The sequence below is a fragment of the Mycobacterium intracellulare ATCC 13950 genome, from assembly GCF_000277125.1.
Taxonomy (GTDB): domain Bacteria; phylum Actinomycetota; class Actinomycetes; order Mycobacteriales; family Mycobacteriaceae; genus Mycobacterium; species Mycobacterium intracellulare.
Map to the genome: position 1 here is coordinate 1,560,603 of NC_016946.1, position 22,753 is coordinate 1,583,355.

The window sequence follows — 22,753 nt, forward strand, 5'->3', positions numbered from 1 at the left end:
TAAGGGATAGCGCAATGAAACCTTCGTCTTCAGCAGACGATGCTCACCTGGGGCGCTGGGCGACCATCTCTTGCGGAGTCATCGTTGCGCTGATCACCTTAGCGACCGCATTGTTCAATGGGACATTCCGTTCCTTCGTTCCGCTGACATTGACCTCTGATCGCTCCGGCCTTGTCATGGAGCCCGGCGGCAAGGTGATGCTACGTGGCGTACAAGTAGGCCGCGTCGCCTCGGTAACCGGCGGGACCGAACCAGTCAGTCTGCAGTTAGAGATCGACCCCGATCAGGTCAGAAATATTCCGGCAAATATCGAAGCCCAGATCAAAGCCTCAACGTTGTTTGGCTCCAAGTACGTCGATCTGGTCTACCCCGAGAATCCCAGCACCAAGCACATAGCCGCAGGCGCGCTCCTGCGATCCCGCAATGTCAGCACCGAGGTCAACACCGTTTTCCAGAACCTCGCCTTAGTGCTCAAACAAATCGACCCCGCCAAGCTCAACGCGACTCTGACCGCGTGGGCAATCGGTCTGCGCGGTGAGGGCCAGACCATCGGGCAGGCCATCACCGACGCCAATCAGGTGCTGCTGGCGCTGAATCCGCGCATGGGCACTGTGCAGCAAGACCTCCGATCGCTGAGCGGTTTCAGCGACGCCTACAGCGCCGCCGGACAAGACATCCTGAGGACGCTCGCGGCCGTGAGTACCACGAGCGCGACCGTCACAAGCCATACATCGGCACTCGACGCCTTGCTGCTGAATGCGATTGGTCTGTCGCAGTCCGGTACCGATCTAATCGCGCCCAACCAGAGCAACTTCGTCCGTGGAATCAACCTGCTTGAACCAACGACAAACCTACTGATGAAATACAACCCCGAGTACACCTGCATGCTTCTCGGCGCCACCTGGTATGTAGACAACGGTGGCCGGGACGCGCTGGGTGGTTCCAATGGTTACTCGATGATTGTGGATGCCGCCTTGCTGCTCGGCGACGACCCATACAAGTACCCGCAAAACCTGCCAATTGTGGCCGCAAAAGGCGGACCCGGCGGCAAGCCGAGTTGCGGGTCACTGCCCGACCCCAGCAAAAACTATCCGGTCCGTCAACTAATTACAGACACTGGTTGGGGTACCGGACTCGACATCCGGCCGAACCCCGGCATCGGCCATCCCTGCTATGCGGACTACCTGCCGGTGACGCGCGCCGTGCCGCAGCCGCCCAGCATTCGCGAGTGCATCCCGGGTCCGGCACCGGGGCCGATCCCGTACTCCGGCGCTCCACCGTACGGTGCAGCGCAATACGGACCGGACGGGACACCGCTCAACCCACCGCCACCCGGGCCGCAACACAGTCCGTCCGACACGTCGGGAACACATCCATGAGAGACAACCTGGGAAGCGCCGTCTGGCGGCTCGCCATCTTCGCAACGGTCTGTCTGCTAAGCCTCTTTGCGCTCTTCGCGGTGTTCGCGCAGCTGCGATTCCAGAAGGACAAGACCTATCATGCCGAGTTCACCAACGTGGCCGGCTTGAAAAGCGGCGACTTCGTGCGCATCGCCGGCGTCGAGGTCGGCAAGGTCAAAAACATTTCAATCGAGCAAAACGCGTTCGCAGTGGTCGAGTTCTCCGCCGACGAGTCGGTCGTGCTGACCCAGGGCACCAAAGCGGTGATCCGTTGGAGCAATCTAGTCGGCGACCGGTTCCTGGCTCTCGAGGAGGGTGCCGGCGACGTCAAACCACTCAAACCGGGGCAGACTATCCCGCTGGCGAGGACCGCCCCGGCGCTGGATCTCGACGCGCTGATTGGGGGCTTCCACCCGTTGTTCGAGGCGCTAGACCCCGCACAAGTCAATGCGCTTACCGGCCAGTTGATCTCGACTTTCCAGGGTCAGGGCGCGACTGTCAGCTCATTTCTGGCGCAGACTGCCACGCTGACGAGCACCCTTGCCGACCGCGACGAGCTGATCGGGCACGTGATCGCCAATCTCAACACCGTGCTGGCCTCCCTCGGCGATCAGCACGACCAGTTCGCTAAGGCGGTCGATTCGTTGCAAGAGCTCATGAAGGGGCTCGCGGCCCGCAAATCAGACATCAGTAACGGCGTGGCCCACATCAACGCAGCATCTGGTTCGATCGCCGACCTGCTTCGACAGGCTCGCCCGGCCCTGCAGAACACCATCCATCAGGCTGACCGAGTCAGCGGGATCGTCCTCGCTGATCACGATTATTTCGACGACCTCCTCAACACACTCCCCGACGCCTATCAGGCGTTGGACAGGCAGGGGCTCTATGGCGACTACTTCTCCTTCTATCTGTGCGATCTGCTGCTCAAGGTCAACGGGAAAGGCGGCCAACCCGTCTACATCAAGCTGGCTGGCCAGTCTTCGGGAAGGTGCACGCCGAAATGAAATCCTTCGCCGAACGTAACTCCTTCGTCGTTGGTATCGTCGGCTGCGCCGTGACGGCTGCGGCGGTGCTGGCGGCAACCGAGTACGACAAGCTGCCGTTCTTCTCCGGCGGCGGCCAGTATGCGGCCTACCTTGCCGAGGCCGGCGGCCTCAAGACAGGGGCCGCCGTACAAGTCTTCGGTGCCCGGGTGGGTCAGGTGTCGCGCATCGACCTTGACGGACCCCGGGTGCTGGTGAAATTCACCGTTGCGAAAAACATCCGGCTTGGAGACCGCACCGAGGCAGCGGTCAAGACCAAAAGCGTCCTGGGCACCAAGGTCTTTGAGGTCACCCCCCGCGGGGACGGCCGGCTGTCTGAACCGATTCCCCTCAATCGGACAACGCCGGCCTATCAATTACCTGACGCGCTTGGTGATTTGGCAGACACGATCAGCGGCTTGAACACCAATCAGTTATCCGGTTCGATGGCAACGCTGGCGCAGACATTCTCCGACACCCCGCCGGATCTCAAGGCAGCAGTTCAGGGCGTCGCCCGGCTCTCACAAACCCTCGACATGCGGGACGGGCAGCTGCGCAACTTACTGGCCAACACCAACAAAGTCACGGGCGTGCTGGCCGACCGCGCCGCCCAGATAGCCAGTTTGATCGCCAACACCAACGCCTTGCTGATCGAGCTAAAGAACCAGAGCAGCGCACTGGATTCGATCTCCTACAACGTCTCAGCACTGTCAAAGCAGCTGTCTGAGTTCATCGCGGAGAACCACGCCCAGTTGCGCCCGGCGCTGGACAAGCTCAACGGCGTGCTGACGATTGTCGACAATCGCAAAGATCGGGTGCAGAAGTCGATTCGAATGCTTAACGCCTACGTGATGTCGTTGGGTGAGGCGGTCGCCTCGGGCCCATTCTTCAAAGGCTATGTGGTCAACCTGCTTCCGGGACAGTTCGTGCAACCATTCATCGACGCCGCATTCTCCGATCTTGGTCTGGACCCCAGCGTCTTGCTGCCTTCGCAGCGCACCGAGCCGCCGCTGGGCCAGCCGGGGACGCCTCCTCTGCCGGTTCCGTATCCGCGCACCGGCCAGGGCGGGGATCCCAAACTGACGCTGCCCGATGCGATCACGGGCAAACCTGGCGACCCTCGCTACCCCTACCGGCCGCCGTTGCCCCAGCCTCCCCCTGGGGGGCCGCCGCCCGGCCCGCCGGCTGGTTATGAGCCCGCGCCCGATCGTCCTTCTGCGCCGGTCCCGCGACCGTCCAGCGGAGGGCCAACAGGCGGACCATCGCCCGTGCCCGTCGGGCCGCCCGGGGAGGCAGGACGGTGAGGGCACCGCGCAAGGCTAAGACGGGCCTGGCCGTCGTCCTGAGTCTGTTGCTCATCGGCGGCCTTATGACCGTTCAGCGCGCGTCTGATCAGATCGACCGGACGAACATCATCGGGTACTTCGCTAACAGCAACGGTGTGTTTGCCGGCGACGAGGTGCTGATCCTGGGTGTACCGGTAGGGAAAATAGCGAAAATCGAACCGCAACCCCAACGGGTGAAGATAACTTTCTGGTACGACCGCAAATACAAGGTGCCCGCGAACGTCAAGGCCGTGATCGTGTCCCCGGCGCTGGTTACTTCGCGGGCTATTCAGCTCACGCCTGCCTACGCGGCGGGGCCGGCCCTGCGCAACAACGCGGTGATTCCGGAGGAACGCACCGCCGTCCCCGTTGAATGGGACGACTTGCGCACACAGCTCGACAAGCTCACGCAGACGCTGCAGCCGACTCAACCAGGCGGCGTCGCTCCGCTGGGATCGTTAATCAATACAGCCGCGGACAACCTGCGCGGCCAGGGCACCGACATCCGCGACACGGTGATCAAATTATCGCAAGCCTTCTCGGTACTCGGGGACCACAGCAGCGACATTTTCGGCACCGTAAAGAGCTTGGCGACAATCGTCTCGGCCCTTCAAAGCAGTTCGGATTCGATGAGCCAGCTGAATCGGAACCTGGCATTTGTGACCGGATTGCTTGCTAATGATCCCGATGAAGTAGCCGCGGCGATCAGGGACCTCGATACCGCCGCCGGCGACGTCCAGCGTTTCGTGGCAGAAAACCGCGCGGCCATCGGCGTTACGTCAGACAAACTGGCATCTCTTTCCGGGACGGTCACCGACAGCCTCGACGACATCAAGCAGACCCTGCACGTCCTGCCGACAGCACTGGCGAACTACACCAACATTTGGCAGCCCACGCAAGGGGCGATAACCGGTGCGCTGGCGGTCAACAACTTCGCCGATCCAATCTCCTTTCTGTGCGGAGCCGTACAGGCGGCGTCGCGGCTGAATAGTCAGCAGGCCGCGAAGCTATGCGTGCAGTACTTGGCCCCGATCGTGAAGAACCGTCAGTACAATTTTCCCCCGCTGGGGGAGAACCTGTTCGTCGGCGAAAGCGCTCGTCCGAACGAGGTTACGTACAGCGAGGACCGCTTGCGTCCGGACTACGTGCCGCCAAGTCCGGATGCCCCGGAAACCACGGCGGCTCCGGCCGGGCAACCAGCGCCGGCCCACACCGCCCCGCCCTCGCCCGCCGAGGTGGTGGCAACCACCAACCCCGCCCAGGGGCTTTCCGGCATGATGGTCCCCCCAGAAGGGGGATCATGAGACGGTCCCGCTGGGTGGGCGTCACCGCAGGCCTGCTGGTGGCGCTCGCCGGCAGCCTATTATCGGGCTGCGGCTGGCGAGGCCTGAACTCCATCCTATTACCCGGCACTGCAGGCGGCGGCCCTGGCTCCTACGAGGTGAAGGCGCAAATGCCGGACGTCGTCAATGTCCAGCCGAACTCCCGCGTCCAGGTAGGCGACGTGACGGTCGGCACTGTCACTAACGTTGAACGTGAGGGCTGGCATGCACTGCTCACCATGCGGCTCGACGGCAACGTCAAACTCCCCGCCAACGCCACCGCCAAGATCGGTCAGACCAGCCTCCTCGGCTCGCTGGAGGTCGAACTCGCAGCGCCCACCAATGTCCCGGCCGAAGGCAGGCTGCGAAACGGGTCCCTAATTCCGCTCTCGGCCGCGGGCGAATACCCGACGACCGAGCAGACGCTGGCTGCATTGTCGCTAGTCCTCAACGGTGGGGGCCTGGGCCAGGTTCAAGACATCACCAAGACGTTAAGCACGGCGTTTGCGGGACGTGAGAAGGATCTGAAGAACCTGATCCAACAACTGGACCAGTTCATCGGTCATCTCAACGAGCAAACCGACGACATCATCAAAGCCACCGACAGCGTAAATAACCTCGCGGGACAGTTCGCCGAACAGAAACCCGTCGTTGACCGATTGCTAAGCACCCTTCCCGACGCGCTGGCGGTGCTCAAAGACGAGCGGGCAAAACTGGCCGACGCGGCCGACCAGCTGGGCAAGTTCAGCGCGCTGGCCGCCGACTCCGTCAATCAGACCAAAGATGCGCTCGTCCAGGAGTTGAAGGACCTCGGCCCGGTACTCGAATCGCTGGCTAACGCGGGTCCCTCCCTCACCCGCTCGCTGAGCTTTTTTACGGTGTTTCCATGGGTTAAAGAGCCGCTCACCAACTGGCTCCGGGGTGACTATGCCAACCTCACACTCATTGTTGACCTGACGCTGAGCCGGATTGATTCGGCGCTATTTACCGGCACCCGATTTGAGGGGAACTTGACCGAACTGGAATTGCAGTGGGGTCGCACCATTGGACAGCAGCCCAGTCCGTACACCAAGGGCAACCCACTCATCATTCCCTATCACCTGGATCAAGGACCGTAACATGCGTTTGGGCCTTCAAATCTGGATAAAGCTGAGCATTTTTGCTGCGGTGTCGGGCATCGCCGCCGCGGTGACAGTCTTCGGCTACATCAAGGTCGAGAACTTGATACCCGGTCTTGGGCAGTACAAGGTGACCGTCCAACTCTCACAAGCTGGGGGTCTATATAAGAGGGCGAACGTCACCTACCGCGGCACCTACGTCGGCCGGGTCAAGGACGTACGGATAACCCCCACCGGCGTCGACGCCGTGCTCCTCCTCAAATCAGGGCTCGACATCCCCTCCGATCTCGACGCGCAAGTCCACAGCCAATCGTCCGTCGGCGAACAATACGTTTCACTGCTGCCGCGCAACGGCAATTCCCGGCCACTGCGTGACGGTGACGTGATACCGGAGAACCACACGTCGGTGCCCCCGGACATCAACACACTGCTCAATGCGACCAACCGAGCCTTGGAGGCGATCCCGCGCGACAACCTGAAAACGGTGATCGACGAGAGCTACACCGCCGTCGGTGGACTCGGCCCGGAACTTTCCCGCATCGTCAAAGGATCCACCGCCCTGGCCACGGACGCGAGGAAAAACGTGGACTCTCTCACCGCCTTGATCGACCAATCACAGCCGGTGCTCGACTCACAGGCCGGCACCTCGCCCTCGATCCTGGCATGGTCAAAGCATCTCGCCACCATCACCGACCAGCTGCAAGGCCATGACGCAGCCGTCGCCGGTGTACTCGAAAAGGGCGGCCCGGCCGCCAACGAAGTACGTCAACTTTTCGACCGGCTGCGGCCCACCCTACCGATCATGCTCGCCAACTTGGTCAGCATCGGTCAGGTGGCCGTCACCTACCGGAACGACATCGAGCAGTTGTTAGTACTGCTGCCCCAGGCGACCGCGGTTCAGGCCGGCGGCGACGTACCCAATATGGGCACCAAACAGGCTTACCGGGGCTATTATCTCGACTTCAATCTGAACCTGAACCTGCCCCCACTATGTACCACCGGCTTCCTGCCGGCTCAGCAGCACCGAGTGCCCGAAGTAGATTACCCGGATCGCCCGGCAGGTGACCTGTATTGCCGGGCCCCCCAGGACTCGCCCTTGGCCGTGCGCGGCGTGCGCAATGTGCCCTGCGAGACGGTTCCGGGTAAACGCGCACCCACGGTCAAGATGTGTGAAAGCAACGAACATTATGTGCCGCTTAACGACGGCTTCAACTGGAAAGGTGACCCGAACGCCACCCTATCGGGCCAAGGCATCCCGCAGCTGCCACCCGGCTCACCGCCAGCGGTTGCGGGCCCGCCCGCCTCGGCGCCGCCGCCGATCGCCGCCGCCCAGTACGACCCGGCCACCGGCACCTACATCGGGCCCGACGGGCATCAATACACGCAATCCGATCTAGCCCAAACCGCGCCCAAGGATAAGACATGGCAAACAATGCTGATGCCGCCGGGCAGCTGACGAATATGACGCGCAGAACCACGACGACGGACGGAGCACGGTATGCGTGAGGCGGTTGACTTCCACGCGTCCCCGGGCGGCGACGTCGTCGACGCGGATGGGGACACCATCGAGTCTGATATAGACCCCACGGAGAACGCATCTACACCACGCTCCGCAGAATCGGTGTTCCACCTGCGGCCGACAATTCGCGTCTGTCTGACTATCGTCGTTGCCTTGTCTGTGTTGGTTGGATGGTTGGGATTTCGCAGCTACCAGACGCATCAGGCGCAGATCCAGCGAAACCAATTTCTGCAAGTGGCCAGGCAGGGCGCGCTGAACCTAACTACGATCGACTGGCGGCATGCTGACACCGATGTACAGCGCATCCTGGATGGGGCGACAGGACAGTTACACGACGATTTCGCCAAACGGTCGAAGCCGTTTATCGAGGTCGTCAAGCAAGCCAAAGCCATCACGGTCGGTACCATCAGCTCGGCAGGGCTGGAGTCGGAGACGGCCGACACCGCCCAGGTGCTGGTGGCCATGACTGTGCAAACGTCAGACGCCGCTGCGTCTGATCAGGCGCCACGAGCATGGCGAATGCGGATCTTCGTGCAGAAGACCGACGGTCAGGTCAAAGTCTCCAACGTCGAGTTCGTGCCATGAAGTTTCCGAAGTTGCTCCGCCGCGCGGACGATCACACCAATGTCGCCTCATCGGAGGAAGCGCCTGCCACGCCGGGCCCGACGGCGATCGCCGGGGACAAGCCGGACACCGATGTTGCGACTACCGAGGTCGACGAGTCAGGCGACCGTCAAAGTTCGACACCTGCGAAGCATCACATCCGCTGGGCGCGGGCGATCGTGTACGCACTACTGCCCGGCCTCGCGCTGTCGCTGGCCGTGGCCGCAGGCTTCCTGAAGTGGCAGGGCGGCTCCGCGCGCACCGCTCAGTTGGCCGCCACGGAATCCGTGCGTACCGCCACCGAAAGCACCATCGCTCTGCTGTCGTATCGGGCCGACAGCGTGGAAAAGGACCTCGAGGCCGCCCGGAGCAGACTCACCGGCAAGTTCCTTAACGCCTACACGTCACTGACCCACGACGTAGTCATCCCGGGAGCCAAGCAGAAGCACATCTCTGCGTCGGCCACGGTGCCGGCCGCAGCGCCGATAGAGGCGACCGGCAGCCATGCCGTCGTTTTGCTGTTCGTAAACCAGACCGTCACCATCGGCCAAGATTCGCCGACCAACAGCGCCTCCAGCGTCCGAGTCACGCTCGACAAAGTCGACGGTCGGTGGCTGATCGCTGAGTTCGATCCCATCTGAGCCCACGGTGATGCTGCACCAATCGTTTTCCTGCGGATCCGCCACCAATATGAGAATCTCATTAGTCGCGCTGGGCTCCCGAGCGAGGCTCCGTCAGGCCGCGGCGCGAGTCGCGAGCCAGTGGGTGCAGGAGTCGCTGCGCCAGATCGGCTTCGCTATGTAGTGGGCCCAGGGGGCGAGGCACTCTACATCGACCGTCATGATTTTCCGACCGGACGAATTTGGGAGCGAGGGGCGTCGGAGTCAGCGCAAACTACCGATAGTCTGACTCGGCCTCGGAGATAAGCGCCCGGGTCATTTACCCCCCTCGGGCCAAACTCGTTGATACGCAGTGTGTTAGGCCCCGGCTGACACCGACACGACGCGTAATGTCCTAAAGCGCTGTCACAGCGACACTTTCGTGTCACCCAACGTGTCATCTTAACAATTGGAATCCTTCGGCGGGCACGATTTAGCGAAATCGTTGTCCCGGCGGCCGTTGCGATACGAAACCAAGCCAGGTCGCGCATTGAAATTCAACACAACCCTCTGGTTTTAGGATCCGCCACGAAGATGAGAACAATATGTCCGCCATTTCCATGAGAATTCTAGAGACCTGCATGTCAGGGCATCGCCGTCCGCCACGCAGCTTGAGAACCTACAGCCGTCGACATCGATTTCCCGGCCGGCCGGGCGCTCGACAGCCAGAACTAAATGCCCGACCCGGGGTTGAGGATGCCCTGCGGATCCAGCGCCTGCTTGATGCGCCGGTTCAGGTCCATCACCTCGGGCCCGAGATAGCCGGCCAGCCAGGGCCGCTTCAACCGGCCCACCCCGTGCTCGCCGGTGATCGTGCCGCCGAGACCGACGGCCAGGTCCATGATCTCGCCGAATGCCAGGTGGGCGCGTTCGGTCATGTCGGCATCGGCGGGGTCGTAGACGATCAACGGGTGGGTGTTGCCGTCGCCGGCGTGGGCGATCACCGAGATCATCAGGTCGCGCTCGGCGGCGATGCCGGCGATCCCGGTGACCAGCCGGCCCAGCGCCGGAAGCGGCACGCCGACGTCCTCGAGCAACAGCGATCCCTTGGCTTCGACGGCCGGGATGCAAAACCGCCGCGCGACGACGAACGCCTCGCCCTCGTCGGGATCGTCGGTCGAAAATACCTCCGTCGCAGCGTTTTCCGCGAAGACCTTGGCCATGATCTCGGCGTCCTCGCTGCCGGCGCGGCCGCGCTCGTCGGACCCGGCCACCAGCATGGCCGCCGCCCCGCGGTCCAGGTCCATGCGCAGGGTGTCCTCGACGGCGTTGATCGCCACCGAGTCCATGAACTCCAGCATCGAGGGGCGAAGCCGGGCGGTGACCCCGAGCACCGCGTCGACCGCGTCCTGCACCGAGGCGAAGGTGGCGACGACGACGCTGGACGCGTTCTGCTTGGGTACCAGCCGCAGCGTCACCTCCGTGACGACGCCCAGCGTGCCTTCGCTGCCGACGAAGAGTTTGGTCAGCGACAGGCCCGCGACGTCCTTGAGCCGCGGCCCGCCCAGCCGGACCGCGGTCCCGTCGGCCAGCACCACTTGCATGCCCAGCACATAGTCGGTGGTGACGCCGTACTTCACGCAGCACAGCCCCCCGGCGTTGGTGGCGATGTTGCCGCCGATGCTGCAGATCTCGAACGAGGACGGATCCGGCGGATACCACAGGCCGTGTTCGGCGGCGGCCTTTTTCACCTCGGCGTTGAACAGCCCGGGCTGGCATACGGCGGTCCGCGTCACCGGGTCGACCGAGATGTCGCGCATCTTCTCGGTCGAGAGCACGATGCAGTTGTCCAGGGCGGTCGCCCCGCCGGACAGGCCGCTCCCGGCGCCCCGGGGCACGACGGGCACCCTGTTAGCGGTGGCCCAGCGCAGCACGGTCTGCACCTCTTCGGTGCGCCGCGGTCGCACCACGGCCAGCGGTTTGCCGGCCGACGGGTCGAACGCGCGGTCCTGGCGATAGCCCTCGGTCACGGTGGGATCGGTGACGACCATCCCGTCGGGCAGGTCGGCGATCAGGCTGGCCAGGGCGTCAGAGCTCACGGCCCGATAGTAAGCCGCGTGTCGCGGCCCCGGACGGCGCCCGGGTCTGCACGATGTGGCCACTGAATGCAGGATGTTCATGTGCTCGACCACCCGCGTACCGGCCAGCCGTTCGACTCTCCGGTTGGCGCGGGCACCGGATGGCCGGGTGACCCGGCCACGCCGCAGACCCCGGTGGCGGCCGATGCCGCTCGGGTCGTCGCCCTCGCGGAACAGGCCACCTCGATCCCCGAGCTCGACGCCCTGGTCAGCGTGTGCCGGGCCTGTCCGCGGCTGGTCGACTGGCGCGAGGAGGTGGCGAGGGTCAAACGGCGGGCCTTCGCCGACCAACCGTATTGGGGCCGGCCCGTACCCAGCTGGGGAGCGGCGCGGCCGCGGCTGCTCATCGTCGGGCTGGCGCCCGCCGCCCACGGCGCCAACCGCACCGGCCGGATGTTCACCGGCGACCGCTCGGGCGACCAGTTGTACGCGGCGCTGTACCGGGCCGGCCTGGTGAACCAACCGACCAGCGTCGACGCCGCGGATGGGTTGCGGACCAACCAGATTCGCATCGTCGCGCCGGTGCGGTGTGCGCCTCCGGCCAACGCCCCGACCCCCGCCGAGCGGGACACCTGCTGGCCCTGGCTGCAGGCCGAATGGCAGCTGGTGGCCGACCACGTCCGCGTGGTCGTGGCCCTCGGCGGATTCGGCTGGCAGATCGCGCTGCGACTGCCGGGCACCTCCGGTAGAGCAGCGAGACCCAAGCCCCGGTTCGGCCACGGCGCCGTTGCCGACCTCGCCCCCGGGGTGCGGTTGCTCGGCTGCTACCACCCGAGCCAGCAAAACATGTTCACCGGTAGGTTGACACCGGCAATGCTCGACGACATCTTCCGCGACGCGAAAGAACTGGCAGGGATCAAGTGAGCGAGATTCTCGTTTCCGGCGCCAGCGTGGCGGGCACGGCGGCCGCGTTTTGGCTTGGGCGGCACGGCCATTCGGTGACCGTGGTGGAGCGCCATACCGGGCCGCGGCCGGGCGGCCAGGCGATCGACGTTCGCGGCCCGGCGCTGACCGTGCTCGACCGCATGGGGCTGCTGGCCGCCGCCGAGAAGCGCAAGACGCAAATCCGCGGCTCCTCCGTGGTCGACCGTGACGGCAATGAACTGTCGCGCGACACCGAATCGACACCCACCGGCGGGCGCATCGACAGCCCCGACATCGAACTGCTGCGCGACGACTTGGTCGAATTGCTTTACGGCGCAAGCCAATGGACGACCGATTACCTATTCGACGACACCATCACCGCGTTGGAGGCCGATGGTGCGGCCGTTCGCGTCACCTTCGAGCGTGCCGCACCACGGGAATTCGACCTCGTCGTCGGCGCCGACGGATTGCATTCCAACGTGCGGCGATTGGTGTTCGGGCCGGAGGAGGATTTCATCGAACGGCTGGGCACGCACGCGGCGATCTTCACCGTGCCCAATTTCTTGGACCTGGACCACTGGCAGATGTGGCACTACGGCGACTCCACCATGGCGGGGATCTACAGCGCGCGTCACAACGCCGAGGCCCGGGCCATGTTGGGTTTCATGGACCCGGAGCTGCGGATCGACTACCGCGACACCGAAGCCCAGTTCGCCGAGCTGGAGCGGCGGATGGCCGGGGAAGGATGGGTTCGCCCCCAACTGCTGGAGTACATGCGGACCGCACCGGACTTCTACTTCGACGAGATGTCGCAGATCAAGATGGACCGCTGGTCGCACGGCCGCGTGGTACTGGTCGGGGACGCCGGGTACTGCTGCTCGCCGCTGTCGGGACAGGGCACCAGCGTCGCGCTGCTGGGCGCCTACGTCCTCGCCGGCGAGCTTAAGTCCGCCACCTCGGACGGGACCGCCGACCACGAGCGCGGATTCGCCAACTACCACCGCGAATTCGCCGACTACGTGCAGCGCAATCAATGGCTGGTCGTGGACAACATTCCCGGCGGCGCACCGATACCGCAGGAGGTGTTCGACCGCATCGTCTCCTCGATCACCCTCAAGGACTACTAGGGCCGGGGTTCGGGAACGTTTGCCGGCCCGCGCACGTTGACGCCATCGTGCGTCTTTCCGTCCTTGATCTCATCCCGGTGCGCACCGACCAGACGACCGGCGACGCCCTGGCGGCCACCGTGCAGCTGGCGCAGGCCGCGGATCGGTTGGGTTTTACCCGCTACTGGGTCGCCGAGCACCACAACATGCCTTCCGTCGGTGCCACCAGCCCGCCGGTGGTCCTCGCCTATCTGGCACCACAGACCTCGCAGCTACGGCTCGGCTCGGGTGGGGTGATGCTGCCCAACCACGCGCCGCTCGCGGTGGCCGAACAGTTCGCGCTGCTGGAAGCGGCCGCCCCCGGACGCATCGACCTCGGCATCGGCCGGGCGCCGGGATCCGACCCCGTGACCTCCTACGCGCTGCGGGGCGGGCAGGACGGCCGGGACATCGAGAACTTCCCCGAATACCTCGACGACGTGGCGGCGCTGATGAGCGCGCGCGGCGTGCGGGTTCCGCTGCGCTCGGGCGACTACACGCTCAAGGCCACCCCGGCCGCCGCGACCGAACCGCGGCTGTGGCTGCTGGGTTCGTCGATGTATTCGGCGCATTTGGCCGCCGCCAAGGGGCTGCCGTACGTGTTCGCACATCACTTCTCCGGCAAGGGAACCGAAGAGGCGCTCGAGGTGTACCGCGCCCGATTCACGCCCAGCGCGTTTGCCGCCGAGCCGCGGACGTTTCTGACGGTCAACGCCGCGGTGGCCGAAACCCAGCAGGAGGCAACGGCGTTGATGCTGCCCAACCTGCAGATGATGGCCAGGCTGCGGACCGGGCAGCCACTCGGGCCGGTGCCGCTGGTGGAGGAGGCGGCGGTGGCCGAGTTGACCGGACAGCAGCAGGCGATCGTCGACAGTGGTCTGCGACGCGCCGTCCTGGGGACGCCGGCGGAGGCCGCCGAGCAGATCCGCGCGCTCGCCGAACACTTCGGCGTCGACGAGGTGATGGTGAACCCGGTGGCCTCGGCCCGCCGCGGCACCGACCCGGACACCGCACCGGCGCGCGTCGCGACGCTGGAGCTGTTGGCCAAAGAGCTGTTCTGAGTCCCGCTCACGCCCGCCGGTGGGACTGGCTGGTGTGGGGTTCGGGTGTGTGGTTGGCGATCCAGTTGCGCAACTCGTCCGGCGGCAACGGCGCGGTGTGCACGTAACCCTGGGTGATCATGCAGCCGTACCGGTGCAGCGCGTCCAGGGTGCCCTTGTTCTCGACACCCTCGGCGACGAGGTCGGCGCCCAGGTTGTGGGCGAGCGCCACCGTGGACCGCACGATCGCGACCGATCGTGCGTCGTGATCCAGGCGGGTTACGAAAATCCGGTCGAGTTTGAGCTCGTCGACCGAAACCTCTTGCAGCCGGGCCAATGACGACCAGCCGGTGCCGTAGTCGTCGAGCGATATGCGAATTCCCAAGCGTTGCAAGGCGGCGACGGTGTTGCGGGATCGCGCGGAATCCACCAGCGCGCTCTCGGTGATCTCGAGGATGAGCGCGTCCGCGGGCAGGTCATAATTCGCGAGCAGCCGCTCGACGGTGCCGACGAGCTCGATGTCGAGCAGGTTGGTCGTCGACAGGTTCACCGCGACGGTGAGCGTGATGCCCTGCTCACGCCAGCACCGGACCTGTTTCAGCGCCATGCTCAGGGTGCGGTTGGAGATCTTGCGCATCAGTCCGGCGCGCTCGGCGACGGGCAAGACCTCTTCCGGCAGCAGCGTTCCGCGGGTGGGGTGCTGCCAGCGCAGCACCGCCTCGACGCTGTGAACGCTGCCGTCGCGCCCGTCGATCTTGGGCTGGTAGTGCAATTTCAGTTCGTCGGTGTCGAACAGTGCCGTACGCAGGTCCTCGATGAGGTTGGGGTCGTTGTTCCGATAAACCTCGAAGGACGAGTCGTAGACCGCGATCTTGCTGCGGGCGGATTCGGCGTGCGCCATCGCGGTTTCGGCGCGGCCCAGCAGCTCTTGCGGGTGGTCGCAGTGGTCGGGACACAGCGCGATGGCGATGCGGCCTTCGACCTGCACGGTGATCGGATCCAACGCGATCGGCTCACTCAACGCTTCCAGCAGCCGGCCCGCCTGAGCGCTGGCGGCGGTCAGGTTGGCCCCGTCCGCGAGCAGCACGGCGAATTGGTCATCACCGACCCGCGCCAGCATGTCGTCGCGACGGACGCTGCCGGACAAGCGGTTTGCGATGTGGCACAGCAACTCATCGCCGAAGTGGCGGCCGATCGAGTCGGTGATCTCGTGAAAATCGCTCAGGCTCAACAGCAACAGAGCCCGCCGCGCGCGCGCTCTGCCCGGAATCGACGTCGGCCCCGGCGCCGTGGTGGGCAACGCGGTGAGGGCGCTGGCCAGCGAGTGCCGGTTGGGCAGCGCGGTCAACTCGTCGGTCATGGCGTGCTTGGCGTTCGTGTGCAACAGGCTCACGTCCCGGAAGGTGAGCGAGAATCGCGCGGTCGCCACGACCAGGCTCAACGCCGCCAGGGTGGCGGCCGGCCGCGAATGATGAGCCAGGACGATGACTCCCAGCGCGACAACCGATGTCGTCACCGGGGTGACATACGGGCTGAATCGGTGTCTGGGCACTGGCGCCGTCGGCGACGAGGGGGACCAGCTGGCCATCGCGATGAGCAACGACGACGCCGGCCAGCAGGCATCCAGCAAGGTGCCGACCCGATAGGAGCCCGCCGTCGTCTGGAACAGGTACGCTACGTCCGCCACCGCAAACACGACCAGTCCGGTCATCAGCAGCGCCCAGCGAAAGTCATTGCGCCAACCGAGTATTGGCAGCATGCCGGCGGCCAGGGCCAGGAGCACCAGGTCAATCCAGGGGTAGACCAATCCCATCCACACCGTCGCGGGCGTGCGTGACGTCGCCGCCCGCATGGGGCCCTCCGTCACGGCCGCGGCCACCGCCGCCAGCGTCAGGGCGCACACCAGCGAGTCGAGCTGAATCGGGATCGGCAACCGCTTGAACCGTGCCCGCATGAGCAGCAGCAGCCCGGCGTACACCAGCGGGTAGTACGCCAGGTACACCGGGTCGGCCACCGACGGGGAGCGACCGTTGGGCACAAACAACGCGTAGACGATGTCGCCCGCGGCCGAGAACGCCATCCCGGCGGCGATCAGTGACCACGCCAACCGGTCCGCCGAGACGCGGTACGCGCGAAGGACAACCAGACCGGCGGCCAACACGGTCAGCGCCGAATACAGCGTCGTGGCGGAGAACATGCCGTGTCCCGCGTCCGGATGCGCGACGCTGGACGCGGCGAAGGCGATCACGCCGACCGCCAGCACCGCGAAGCCCACCCGGATACCCCTCGGTGGCCGAGGGGCATCGTCCCCGACATCGCCGGAGGGCGAGTTCGTGGTCGGTGTCGCGAGGTCGGAAACGGGCGGTGACGCCTGCGGCGTCGCGACACCGCCGCCGCCATCGACCGGCGGCGCCACGTCGGATTCCCCGGAATCGGGAGACGCCGGGAACGCGTACGGCAACGGCAGGTCGGGCATGAAGCTGCGGATGCATTGCCCGCCTTCGCGTTTGGCGGCGTACATGGCGAGGTCGGCGTGCCTCAGCAGCTGGTCGACCGTGCAGGCCGATGCGCCGGTGCACACCGTGAATCCGATGCTGGGCCGGACCATGATCGGAATGCCGTCGATCAGGATGGCCCCGGTGAACGCGTCGAGGATCCGGTGCGCGGCCGCCTGCGATTCTTGGACGGAAGCCTCGATGACCGCCGCGAATTCGTCGCCGCCGAGCCGGGCGATGGTCCCGCTTTCCCCCAACGCCGCGGTGAGCCGCCCGGCCACCCTGACCAAAAGCTCGTCGCCGGCCGGATGGCCCAGGGCGTCGTTGACCGACTTGAAGTTGTCGAGGTCCAGGCACAGCACCGCGATGGGCATGCCGTTGGGATGCCGGCGCGCGACGGCCTGTTCCAGGCGCTGCAGGAACAGGGCGCGATTGGCCAGACCGGTCAGGTTGTCGCGAAACGCCTCGCGCGCGACCTCCGACAACAAATTCTGGTTGTCGACCAGGACGACGAATTGCCGGGCCAGCACGGCGGCCACCAGGATGCCCAGCGCGGCGAGCATGGGGTCGTGTATCGAATGGCCCGCCGCGTGCGCCCAGCCCGCCGCGGCGGCGAGGATCAGCGGCAAGTAGGGCAGCCACAGCCGGGCCCGGAACTCGGTCTCATCCGGCGGCGCGGGCGCGGGACGCTCGTGCGCGGCGGCCAGGGCCGCGAGCGCCAATAACGCCAGGCCCGCGACTCGGACCAGGTCGCCGACCCCGCCCGTGTGATAGCTGGCGATGCCGGTATAGAAGACCAGCGCCATGTCGGCGATGCAGATGGTCGCGACGCCAGCGGCGAGCAGGCTGCGGCTCGGCCGGTCGCCGGGACGAGCCCGGGAAAGCATCAGGATCGCCGTCGTCACCTGGACGATGTCGGCGAAGACCTCCGCCGAGGTCACCAGCCGCGCGCCGGAATGCTCCTGCAGCTGCGCTTCGACCACGAACACCCAGGCGATGACGAACAGCGACGTCGCCACGATGAGACCGTCGAGCAGCAGACGCCGGGGGCTCTTGCGAGACAATTGGGACAGCAGCACCAACGACGTCATCGCGCCGACCGGCCACAGCAGAAGGACGAACTCGGTTGCCGCAGGGTGGGTGGCGTGATCGAATTCCGGGCGCACGTCGTAGAACGCCCAGATGACCTCACCGGCCGCCCAGCCGAGCAGGGCCGTCACCAGCGCCAGCCATCCGTATCGTTGCCGCCGGGGCTTGAAGCGGGCCGCGCGCGCGGCGTATGCCGCCGCGATGGCAAGGCACATCGCGATGACGAACCCGTTGATGGGGTGCGTCCCGTACGGGCCGCGCCATCCCCAGAACGACGACAGCACGATCAGCACGCCGGCTACGCCGTACACGGAGACGAGGACCCACCCGGCGGGTGCCGGCACCCCCGACCGCCGCCACGGATTCACCGCCCGCCGTTTCGTCACGCTTGAGCTCCCCTGTTGTGTGGTGAAGAAACAACAGCATCACCACGAGTTACAGGGCATTAAACCGCTGCAGACGCGCGCTAAGTGTGGCTTTTGCCAGGTTGGTGCCGTTTCCGGTGCCGCCGAAGGACGGCCGCCACGGGCCTAATCCGGTTGACTTGCGTCGATACGGGCCAGTGCGTTGCGCAGAATCTGGCCGGTGGCGTCGCGGTCGGGGTCGCGGCGCAGCAGCATTCCTTTGGCCACCGACAGCTTGTCGCCGTTGCGGCGCGGCAAGACGTGCAGGTGGACGTGGAACACCGTCTGGAAGGCGGCGCTGCCGTCGTTGATGGCGATGTTGGTCGCGTCGGCCAATTCCGTCGTGCGCGCGGCCCGGGCGATGCGTTGGCCCAGGGTGACCATTCCGGCCAGCGTCTCCGGCGTGGTGTCGGTGAGGTCGACGCTGTGCCGCTTGGGCAGCACCAGCGTGTGGCCACGAGTGAACGGGCGGATGTCGAGGATCGCCAGGTAGTCGTCGTCTTCGTAGATCCGGATGGCCGGAGCTTCCCCGGCGACGACCGCACAGAACACGCAGGACATGTCGCCCACGGTACTTGTTGCCGCGCCGCGGCCCCGCCGACGCCAGCCCGGGCCCGGCCCAATTGCGGGGTTACGCTGCCGCAGTGAACGACGATCTCGCCTTCGCCGGCGCGGCGGCGCAAGCACGCATGCTGGCCGACGGTGAACTGACCGCACCGGAGCTGCTCGAGGTCTACCTGGAGCGGATCGCGCAGCTCGACAGCCAGCTGCGGTGCTACCGCGTGGTGCTCGCTGACAAAGCTCGCTACGAGGCCGCCGTGGCGCAGGACCGCCTGGACGCGGGCGAACGGCTGCCCCTGCTCGGCGTGCCGGTCGCGATCAAGGACGACGTCGATGTCGCCGGGGAGGTGACGACCTTCGGCAGCGGCGGGCACCGGCCCGCGGTGAGCTCCGACGCGGAGGTGGTGCGCCGGCTGCGCGCCGCGGGCGCCGTCATCGTCGGCAAGACCAATGTGCCCGAGCTGATGATGCTGCCGTACACCGAGTCGCTGACCTTCGGAGCTACCCGCAATCCCTGGGATCCCAGGCGCACGCCGGGCGGCAGCAGCGGCGGCAGCGCCGCCGCGGTCGCGGCCGGGCTGGCCCCGCTGGCGTTGGGCTCCGACGGGGGCGGGTCGATCCGCATCCCGGCGACCTGGTGCGGCGTGTTCGGCCTGAAGCCGCAACGCGACCGGGTATCGCTGGAACCCCACGACGACGCCTGGTACGGGCTGAGCGTCAACGGCCCGATCGCCCGCACGGTGATCGACGCTGCCGTGTTCCTGGACGCGACCTCGACGGTGCCCGGGCCCGAGGGCGAGTTCGTGACCGCGGCGACCCGCAGCCCCGGGCGGCTACGAATTGCGTTGAGCACCAAGGTCCCAACCCCGCTGCCGGTTCGGGTCGGCAAGCGGGAGTTGGCCGCGGTCGACGAGGCCGGCGCGTTGCTTCGCGACCTCGGGCATGACGTCATTACGGCCGACCCGGAATATCCGGCCTCGGCGATCCTCACCAACTACCTGCCCCGCTACCTGCGCGGCATCTGCGACGACGCCGACGCCCTGGCCCATCCGGAACGCCTGGAACCGCGCACCCGCAACATGGCCCGCTTGGGGTCTTTCTTCTCGGACCGCCGGATGGAGTCCCTGCGGGCGGCCGAGGGGGCCGTGGTGTCGCGGATCCAGGCGATCTTCGACGATGTCGACGTCGTCGTCACGCCGGGAACGGCGACGGGCCCATCCCGTATCGGCGCCTACCAACGGCGCGGCGCCGTGTCGACCCTGCTGAGGGTGGGGCAATACGTTCCCTACCAACAGGTCTGGAACCTGACCGGACAGCCCGCCGCGGTGGTTCCCTGGGACCTCGACGCAGACGGGATGCCGATGTCGGTCCAACTCGTCGGCCGGCCTTATGACGAAGCGACGCTGTTGTCGCTGTCGGCGCAGATCGAAGCCGCTCGACCGTGGGCCCTTCGCCGGCCGCCGGTGTCATGAGAGCGGACGGGCCTCCGCAACCACTGCCCAAGCCGCGAGCTTGGCGCCCGGCGGCGCCGCGCTCGCGATCGGCTTGATCTACGCGCGCCGACCCGCTTCGCCCGGCGGCGCCGCGCTCGCGATCGGCGCCCACGCCGCGAGCTTGGCGCCCGGCCGCATCACGTGGGCCGGGCTGGTCGACGGCAGCCGGTGGCACTGGATCTCGTCGGGCGACACCACCCGCCGGCGGTAGAGCTCGGCGGCCTTGGCGCCGTTGAAGTACACCGCCGTGATGGCGGGGTAGTCGGCGAAGAACGCGCCAAAATCGTTGACCGTCAGGCTGGTTGGATCGATGGCCGAGTCGGAACTGCCGCGGCGGCGGCACGTGTGAAGAACATCCCAAAGCGCAATTCCGTGGGATTGCAGTCCCGCCAGGCGCCTGTCGTAGGGCGCGGCGGCGTCGAAGCCGAAAAGCTCACCGGTGATCGACCAGAACGCGTTGCGTGGATTGGCGTAGTACTGGTCCGCCACCAGTGATTGCGCACTGGGAAACGACCCCAGAATCAGCGTCCTGGCGCGCTCGTCGACGACCGGCGGGAATCCCCGCAGCAACGGTGTGCTCATCACCTCACATCATGCCGCGCCCGCGTTGTACGTTGGCGACGTGCACGACGGGGACGACCACACCATCGACGACCTGCTCGAAGGGCTCGAGGGAACCGCGCGCACGGAACGGGCCGAACTGGTGCGGTGGCTCTTCGAGCAGGGCATCACCGCCGAGGAGATCCGGGCGACCAACCCGCCTCTGTTGCTGGCCACCCGCCACATCATCGGCGACGACGGCACGTACGTGTCGACGCGGGAGATCAGCGAGACCCACGGCATCGACCTGGGACTGCTGCAGCGTGTGCAACGCGCCATCGGTCTGGTCCGCGTCGACGACCCCGACGCGGCCGTTCACATGCGCGCCGACGGCGAGGCCGCCGCCTTCACCCAGCGGTTCGTCGAGCTGGGCCTGGACCCCGAGCACGTGATTCTCGTGGTCCGGGTGCTCGCCGAAGGTCTGTCGCGGACCGCCGAGGTCATGCGGTACTCGGCGCTTTCGGCGATCATGCGCCCGGGCGCCAGCGAGCTCGAAATCGCCCAAGCCTCAAAGGCTTTGGTGACCAAAATCGCGCCCATGCTGGGCCCGATGATCCAGCACATGCTGTTCATGCAGCTGCGCCACATGATGGAGACCGAAGCGGTCAACGCCGCCGAGCGCGCCGCTGGCAAGCCGCTGCCGGGCGCGCGCCAAATCAGCGTCGCCTTCGCCGACCTGGTCGGCTTCACCCGGATCGGTGAGGCGGTCACGCCCGAAGAGCTGGGGCATCTGGCCAACCGGCTGGCCATCCTCGCCCGCGACATGACCGTTCCTCCGGTGCGTTTCATCAAGACCATCGGCGACGCGGTGATGTTCGTCTGCCCCGAGCCGCAACCGTTGCTCGACGTCGTCCTGAAACTGGTCGAAGCCGTCGACTCTGACAACGACTTCCCTCGGCTGCGGGCGGGCGTGGCCTCCGGCATGGCGGTGAGCCGTGCCGGCGATTGGTTCGGCAGTCCGGTCAACGTGGCGAGCCGTGTCACGAGCGTGGCGCGCCCGGGCACGGTCCTGGCGGCGGATTCGGTGTGGGAGGTCATCGGGGAGCGCGGTGAGTTTTCGGCATCGTTCGCGGGCTCCCGCCACCTCAAGGGCATCAAGGGCGAGGTCAAACTGTTCCGCATCCGGCGCGGCGATGCCGAGGACTGACGGCCGCCGGCCGCGGTGACATCAATATGGGCAGGCCCGGTGCGACTCCAGGGGGCGTCTGACTCCGTCTTACGCGTGTCCTACGCGGCCGGATTCCTACCCCGTGTTCCGGCGCTTCGAATTGGTCGCTTCCCGGGCCTGCTTCGCTACCCAAAATACGCCGCACAACAGCCCGGATCAACGGGTTTTCAGGCGTGGAGATGTGTTCGGCGACCGGCCCGTCTTTCGCCCCCGGCGAACGCTGTTCCGTTATACGTGCAACGGTGTAATCATGTAATCATGAAAGCGCATCACACCCATGGGCGGCGGTACGGTCGCCCCGGAGGCTGGCAGCAAGCCCAGCAACCCGACGCCGGCGACGCCGCGGAATGGTTCGCCGGACGCCTTCCCGAGAAGTGGTTCGACGGCGACCCCACGGTGATCGTCGACCGCGAAGAGATCACCGTCATGGGACGGCTCCCGGACACGGCGAGCGCCGAGAGCGGGGAGAGTGAGGCCCGCGCGGCGGGACGGGCGTCGCGATTCCGCGAGGAGACGCGATCCGAGAGAATGCACATCGCCGACGAAGCCCAGGATCGCTACGGACGCAAGGTTTCCTGGGGGGTCGAGGTCGGCTCGGAGCGAATCCTGTTCACCCACATCGCAGTACCTGTGATGACCCGGCTGAAGCAGCCCGAACGCCAGGTGCTCGACACGTTGGTGGATGCCGGCGTCGCGCGGTCGCGCGCCGACGCCCTGGCGTGGTCGGTGAAGCTGGTCGGCGAACATGCCGAGGAATGGCTGGCCAAATTGCGCGACGCGATGACGGCGGTCGACGACCTGCGTGCGCAGGGTCCCGATCTGCAGTCGTAGCAATGCCGTGACGCCCT

Annotated in this window: 18 protein-coding genes; 14 read left to right on the forward strand and 4 right to left on the reverse strand. The window is 66.1% G+C overall.

Annotated features, from left to right (window positions below):
• The first annotated feature begins 14 nt into the window (after positions 1-14).
• From OCU_RS32525 to OCU_RS32560, 8 genes are read left to right on the forward strand one after another with little or no spacing between them, the layout of a single operon-like run.
• Positions 15-1,379 (forward strand): MCE family protein, encoded by a 1,365-nt coding sequence (locus OCU_RS32525; protein ID WP_080552511.1) that lies wholly within the window; start codon positions 15-17, stop codon positions 1,377-1,379.
• A complete protein-coding gene (locus OCU_RS32530) occupies positions 1,376-2,404 on the forward strand; it encodes a virulence factor Mce family protein (protein WP_009953955.1) in 1,029 nt (342 codons plus the stop codon). Before OCU_RS32525 ends, OCU_RS32530 begins: the two co-directional genes overlap by 4 nt.
• Positions 2,401-3,726, forward strand: a complete 1,326-nt coding sequence (locus OCU_RS32535; protein WP_014379567.1) for an MCE family protein — start codon at positions 2,401-2,403, stop codon at positions 3,724-3,726. The genes OCU_RS32530 and OCU_RS32535 overlap by 4 nt, the downstream gene beginning before the upstream one ends.
• Entirely contained in the window at positions 3,723-5,051 is a 1,329-nt protein-coding gene (locus OCU_RS32540) for an MCE family protein (RefSeq protein WP_225323279.1), read from the forward strand. The genes OCU_RS32535 and OCU_RS32540 overlap by 4 nt, the downstream gene beginning before the upstream one ends.
• Positions 5,048-6,187, forward strand: coding sequence for an MCE family protein (locus OCU_RS32545; protein WP_009953958.1), 1,140 nt, complete (start codon positions 5,048-5,050; stop codon positions 6,185-6,187). Before OCU_RS32540 ends, OCU_RS32545 begins: the two co-directional genes overlap by 4 nt.
• Before the next feature lies 1 nt (position 6,188).
• Positions 6,189-7,643 (forward strand): MCE family protein, encoded by a 1,455-nt coding sequence (locus tag OCU_RS32550; protein ID WP_026071521.1) that lies wholly within the window; start codon positions 6,189-6,191, stop codon positions 7,641-7,643.
• A 42-nt stretch (positions 7,644-7,685) separates the two neighbouring features.
• Positions 7,686-8,291: a hypothetical protein gene (locus OCU_RS32555; protein WP_009953960.1), complete on the forward strand. Its 606-nt coding sequence runs from the start codon at positions 7,686-7,688 to the stop codon at positions 8,289-8,291.
• Entirely contained in the window at positions 8,288-8,950 is a 663-nt protein-coding gene (locus OCU_RS32560) for a hypothetical protein (RefSeq protein ID WP_009953961.1), read from the forward strand. Before OCU_RS32555 ends, OCU_RS32560 begins: the two co-directional genes overlap by 4 nt.
• Before the next feature lie 689 nt (positions 8,951-9,639).
• Here OCU_RS32560 and OCU_RS32565 read toward each other — a convergent pair.
• Positions 9,640-11,007, reverse strand: a complete 1,368-nt coding sequence (locus tag OCU_RS32565) for an FAD-binding oxidoreductase (protein WP_009953964.1) — start codon at positions 11,005-11,007, stop codon at positions 9,640-9,642.
• 66 nt (positions 11,008-11,073) lie between these two features.
• Between OCU_RS32565 and OCU_RS32570 the strand changes: the two genes are divergently transcribed.
• The 3 genes from OCU_RS32570 to OCU_RS32580 are packed head-to-tail and all read left to right on the forward strand — an operon-like array spanning position 11,074 to position 14,116.
• Positions 11,074-11,910, forward strand: coding sequence for a uracil-DNA glycosylase (locus OCU_RS32570; RefSeq protein WP_014379570.1), 837 nt, complete (start codon positions 11,074-11,076; stop codon positions 11,908-11,910).
• Positions 11,907-13,037 (forward strand): FAD-binding protein, encoded by a 1,131-nt coding sequence (locus tag OCU_RS32575; RefSeq protein WP_009953966.1) that lies wholly within the window; start codon positions 11,907-11,909, stop codon positions 13,035-13,037. The genes OCU_RS32570 and OCU_RS32575 overlap by 4 nt, the downstream gene beginning before the upstream one ends.
• Positions 13,038-13,084: 47 nt before the next feature.
• Entirely contained in the window at positions 13,085-14,116 is a 1,032-nt protein-coding gene (locus OCU_RS32580; RefSeq protein WP_009953967.1) for an LLM class flavin-dependent oxidoreductase, read from the forward strand.
• Between the two features lie 7 nt (positions 14,117-14,123).
• Here the strand turns inward: OCU_RS32580 and OCU_RS32585 are convergent, their stop codons facing one another.
• Complete coding sequence (locus OCU_RS32585) at positions 14,124-17,990, reverse strand: bifunctional diguanylate cyclase/phosphodiesterase (protein ID WP_014379571.1); 3,867 nt, start codon at positions 17,988-17,990, stop codon at positions 14,124-14,126.
• 219 nt (positions 17,991-18,209) lie between these two features.
• Positions 18,210-18,644, reverse strand: coding sequence for an HIT family protein (locus OCU_RS32590; RefSeq protein WP_036458463.1), 435 nt, complete (start codon positions 18,642-18,644; stop codon positions 18,210-18,212).
• A 128-nt stretch (positions 18,645-18,772) separates the two neighbouring features.
• On the opposite strand from OCU_RS32590, the gene OCU_RS32595 reads away from it, so the two are divergent.
• Complete coding sequence (locus OCU_RS32595) at positions 18,773-20,116, forward strand: amidase (RefSeq protein ID WP_231119620.1); 1,344 nt, start codon at positions 18,773-18,775, stop codon at positions 20,114-20,116.
• A 78-nt stretch (positions 20,117-20,194) separates the two neighbouring features.
• On the opposite strand, the gene OCU_RS32600 is transcribed toward OCU_RS32595, so the two are convergent.
• Positions 20,195-20,719 carry a DNA-deoxyinosine glycosylase gene (locus OCU_RS32600; protein ID WP_008254704.1) on the reverse strand — a complete coding sequence of 175 codons (525 nt, stop codon included), beginning with the start codon at positions 20,717-20,719 and terminating at the stop codon, positions 20,195-20,197.
• Positions 20,720-20,759: 40 nt separating this feature from the next.
• Between OCU_RS32600 and OCU_RS32605 the strand changes: the two genes are divergently transcribed.
• On the forward strand, positions 20,760-21,884 hold the full coding sequence (locus tag OCU_RS32605; protein WP_014382055.1) for an adenylate/guanylate cyclase domain-containing protein: 1,125 nt from the start codon (positions 20,760-20,762) through the stop codon (positions 21,882-21,884).
• Between the two features lie 279 nt (positions 21,885-22,163).
• The gene (locus OCU_RS32610; protein WP_008254711.1) at positions 22,164-22,736 is read left to right on the forward strand and encodes a hypothetical protein; all 573 of its coding nucleotides are present in this window, start codon (positions 22,164-22,166) and stop codon (positions 22,734-22,736) included.
• The last annotated feature ends 17 nt before the right edge of the window (positions 22,737-22,753 follow it).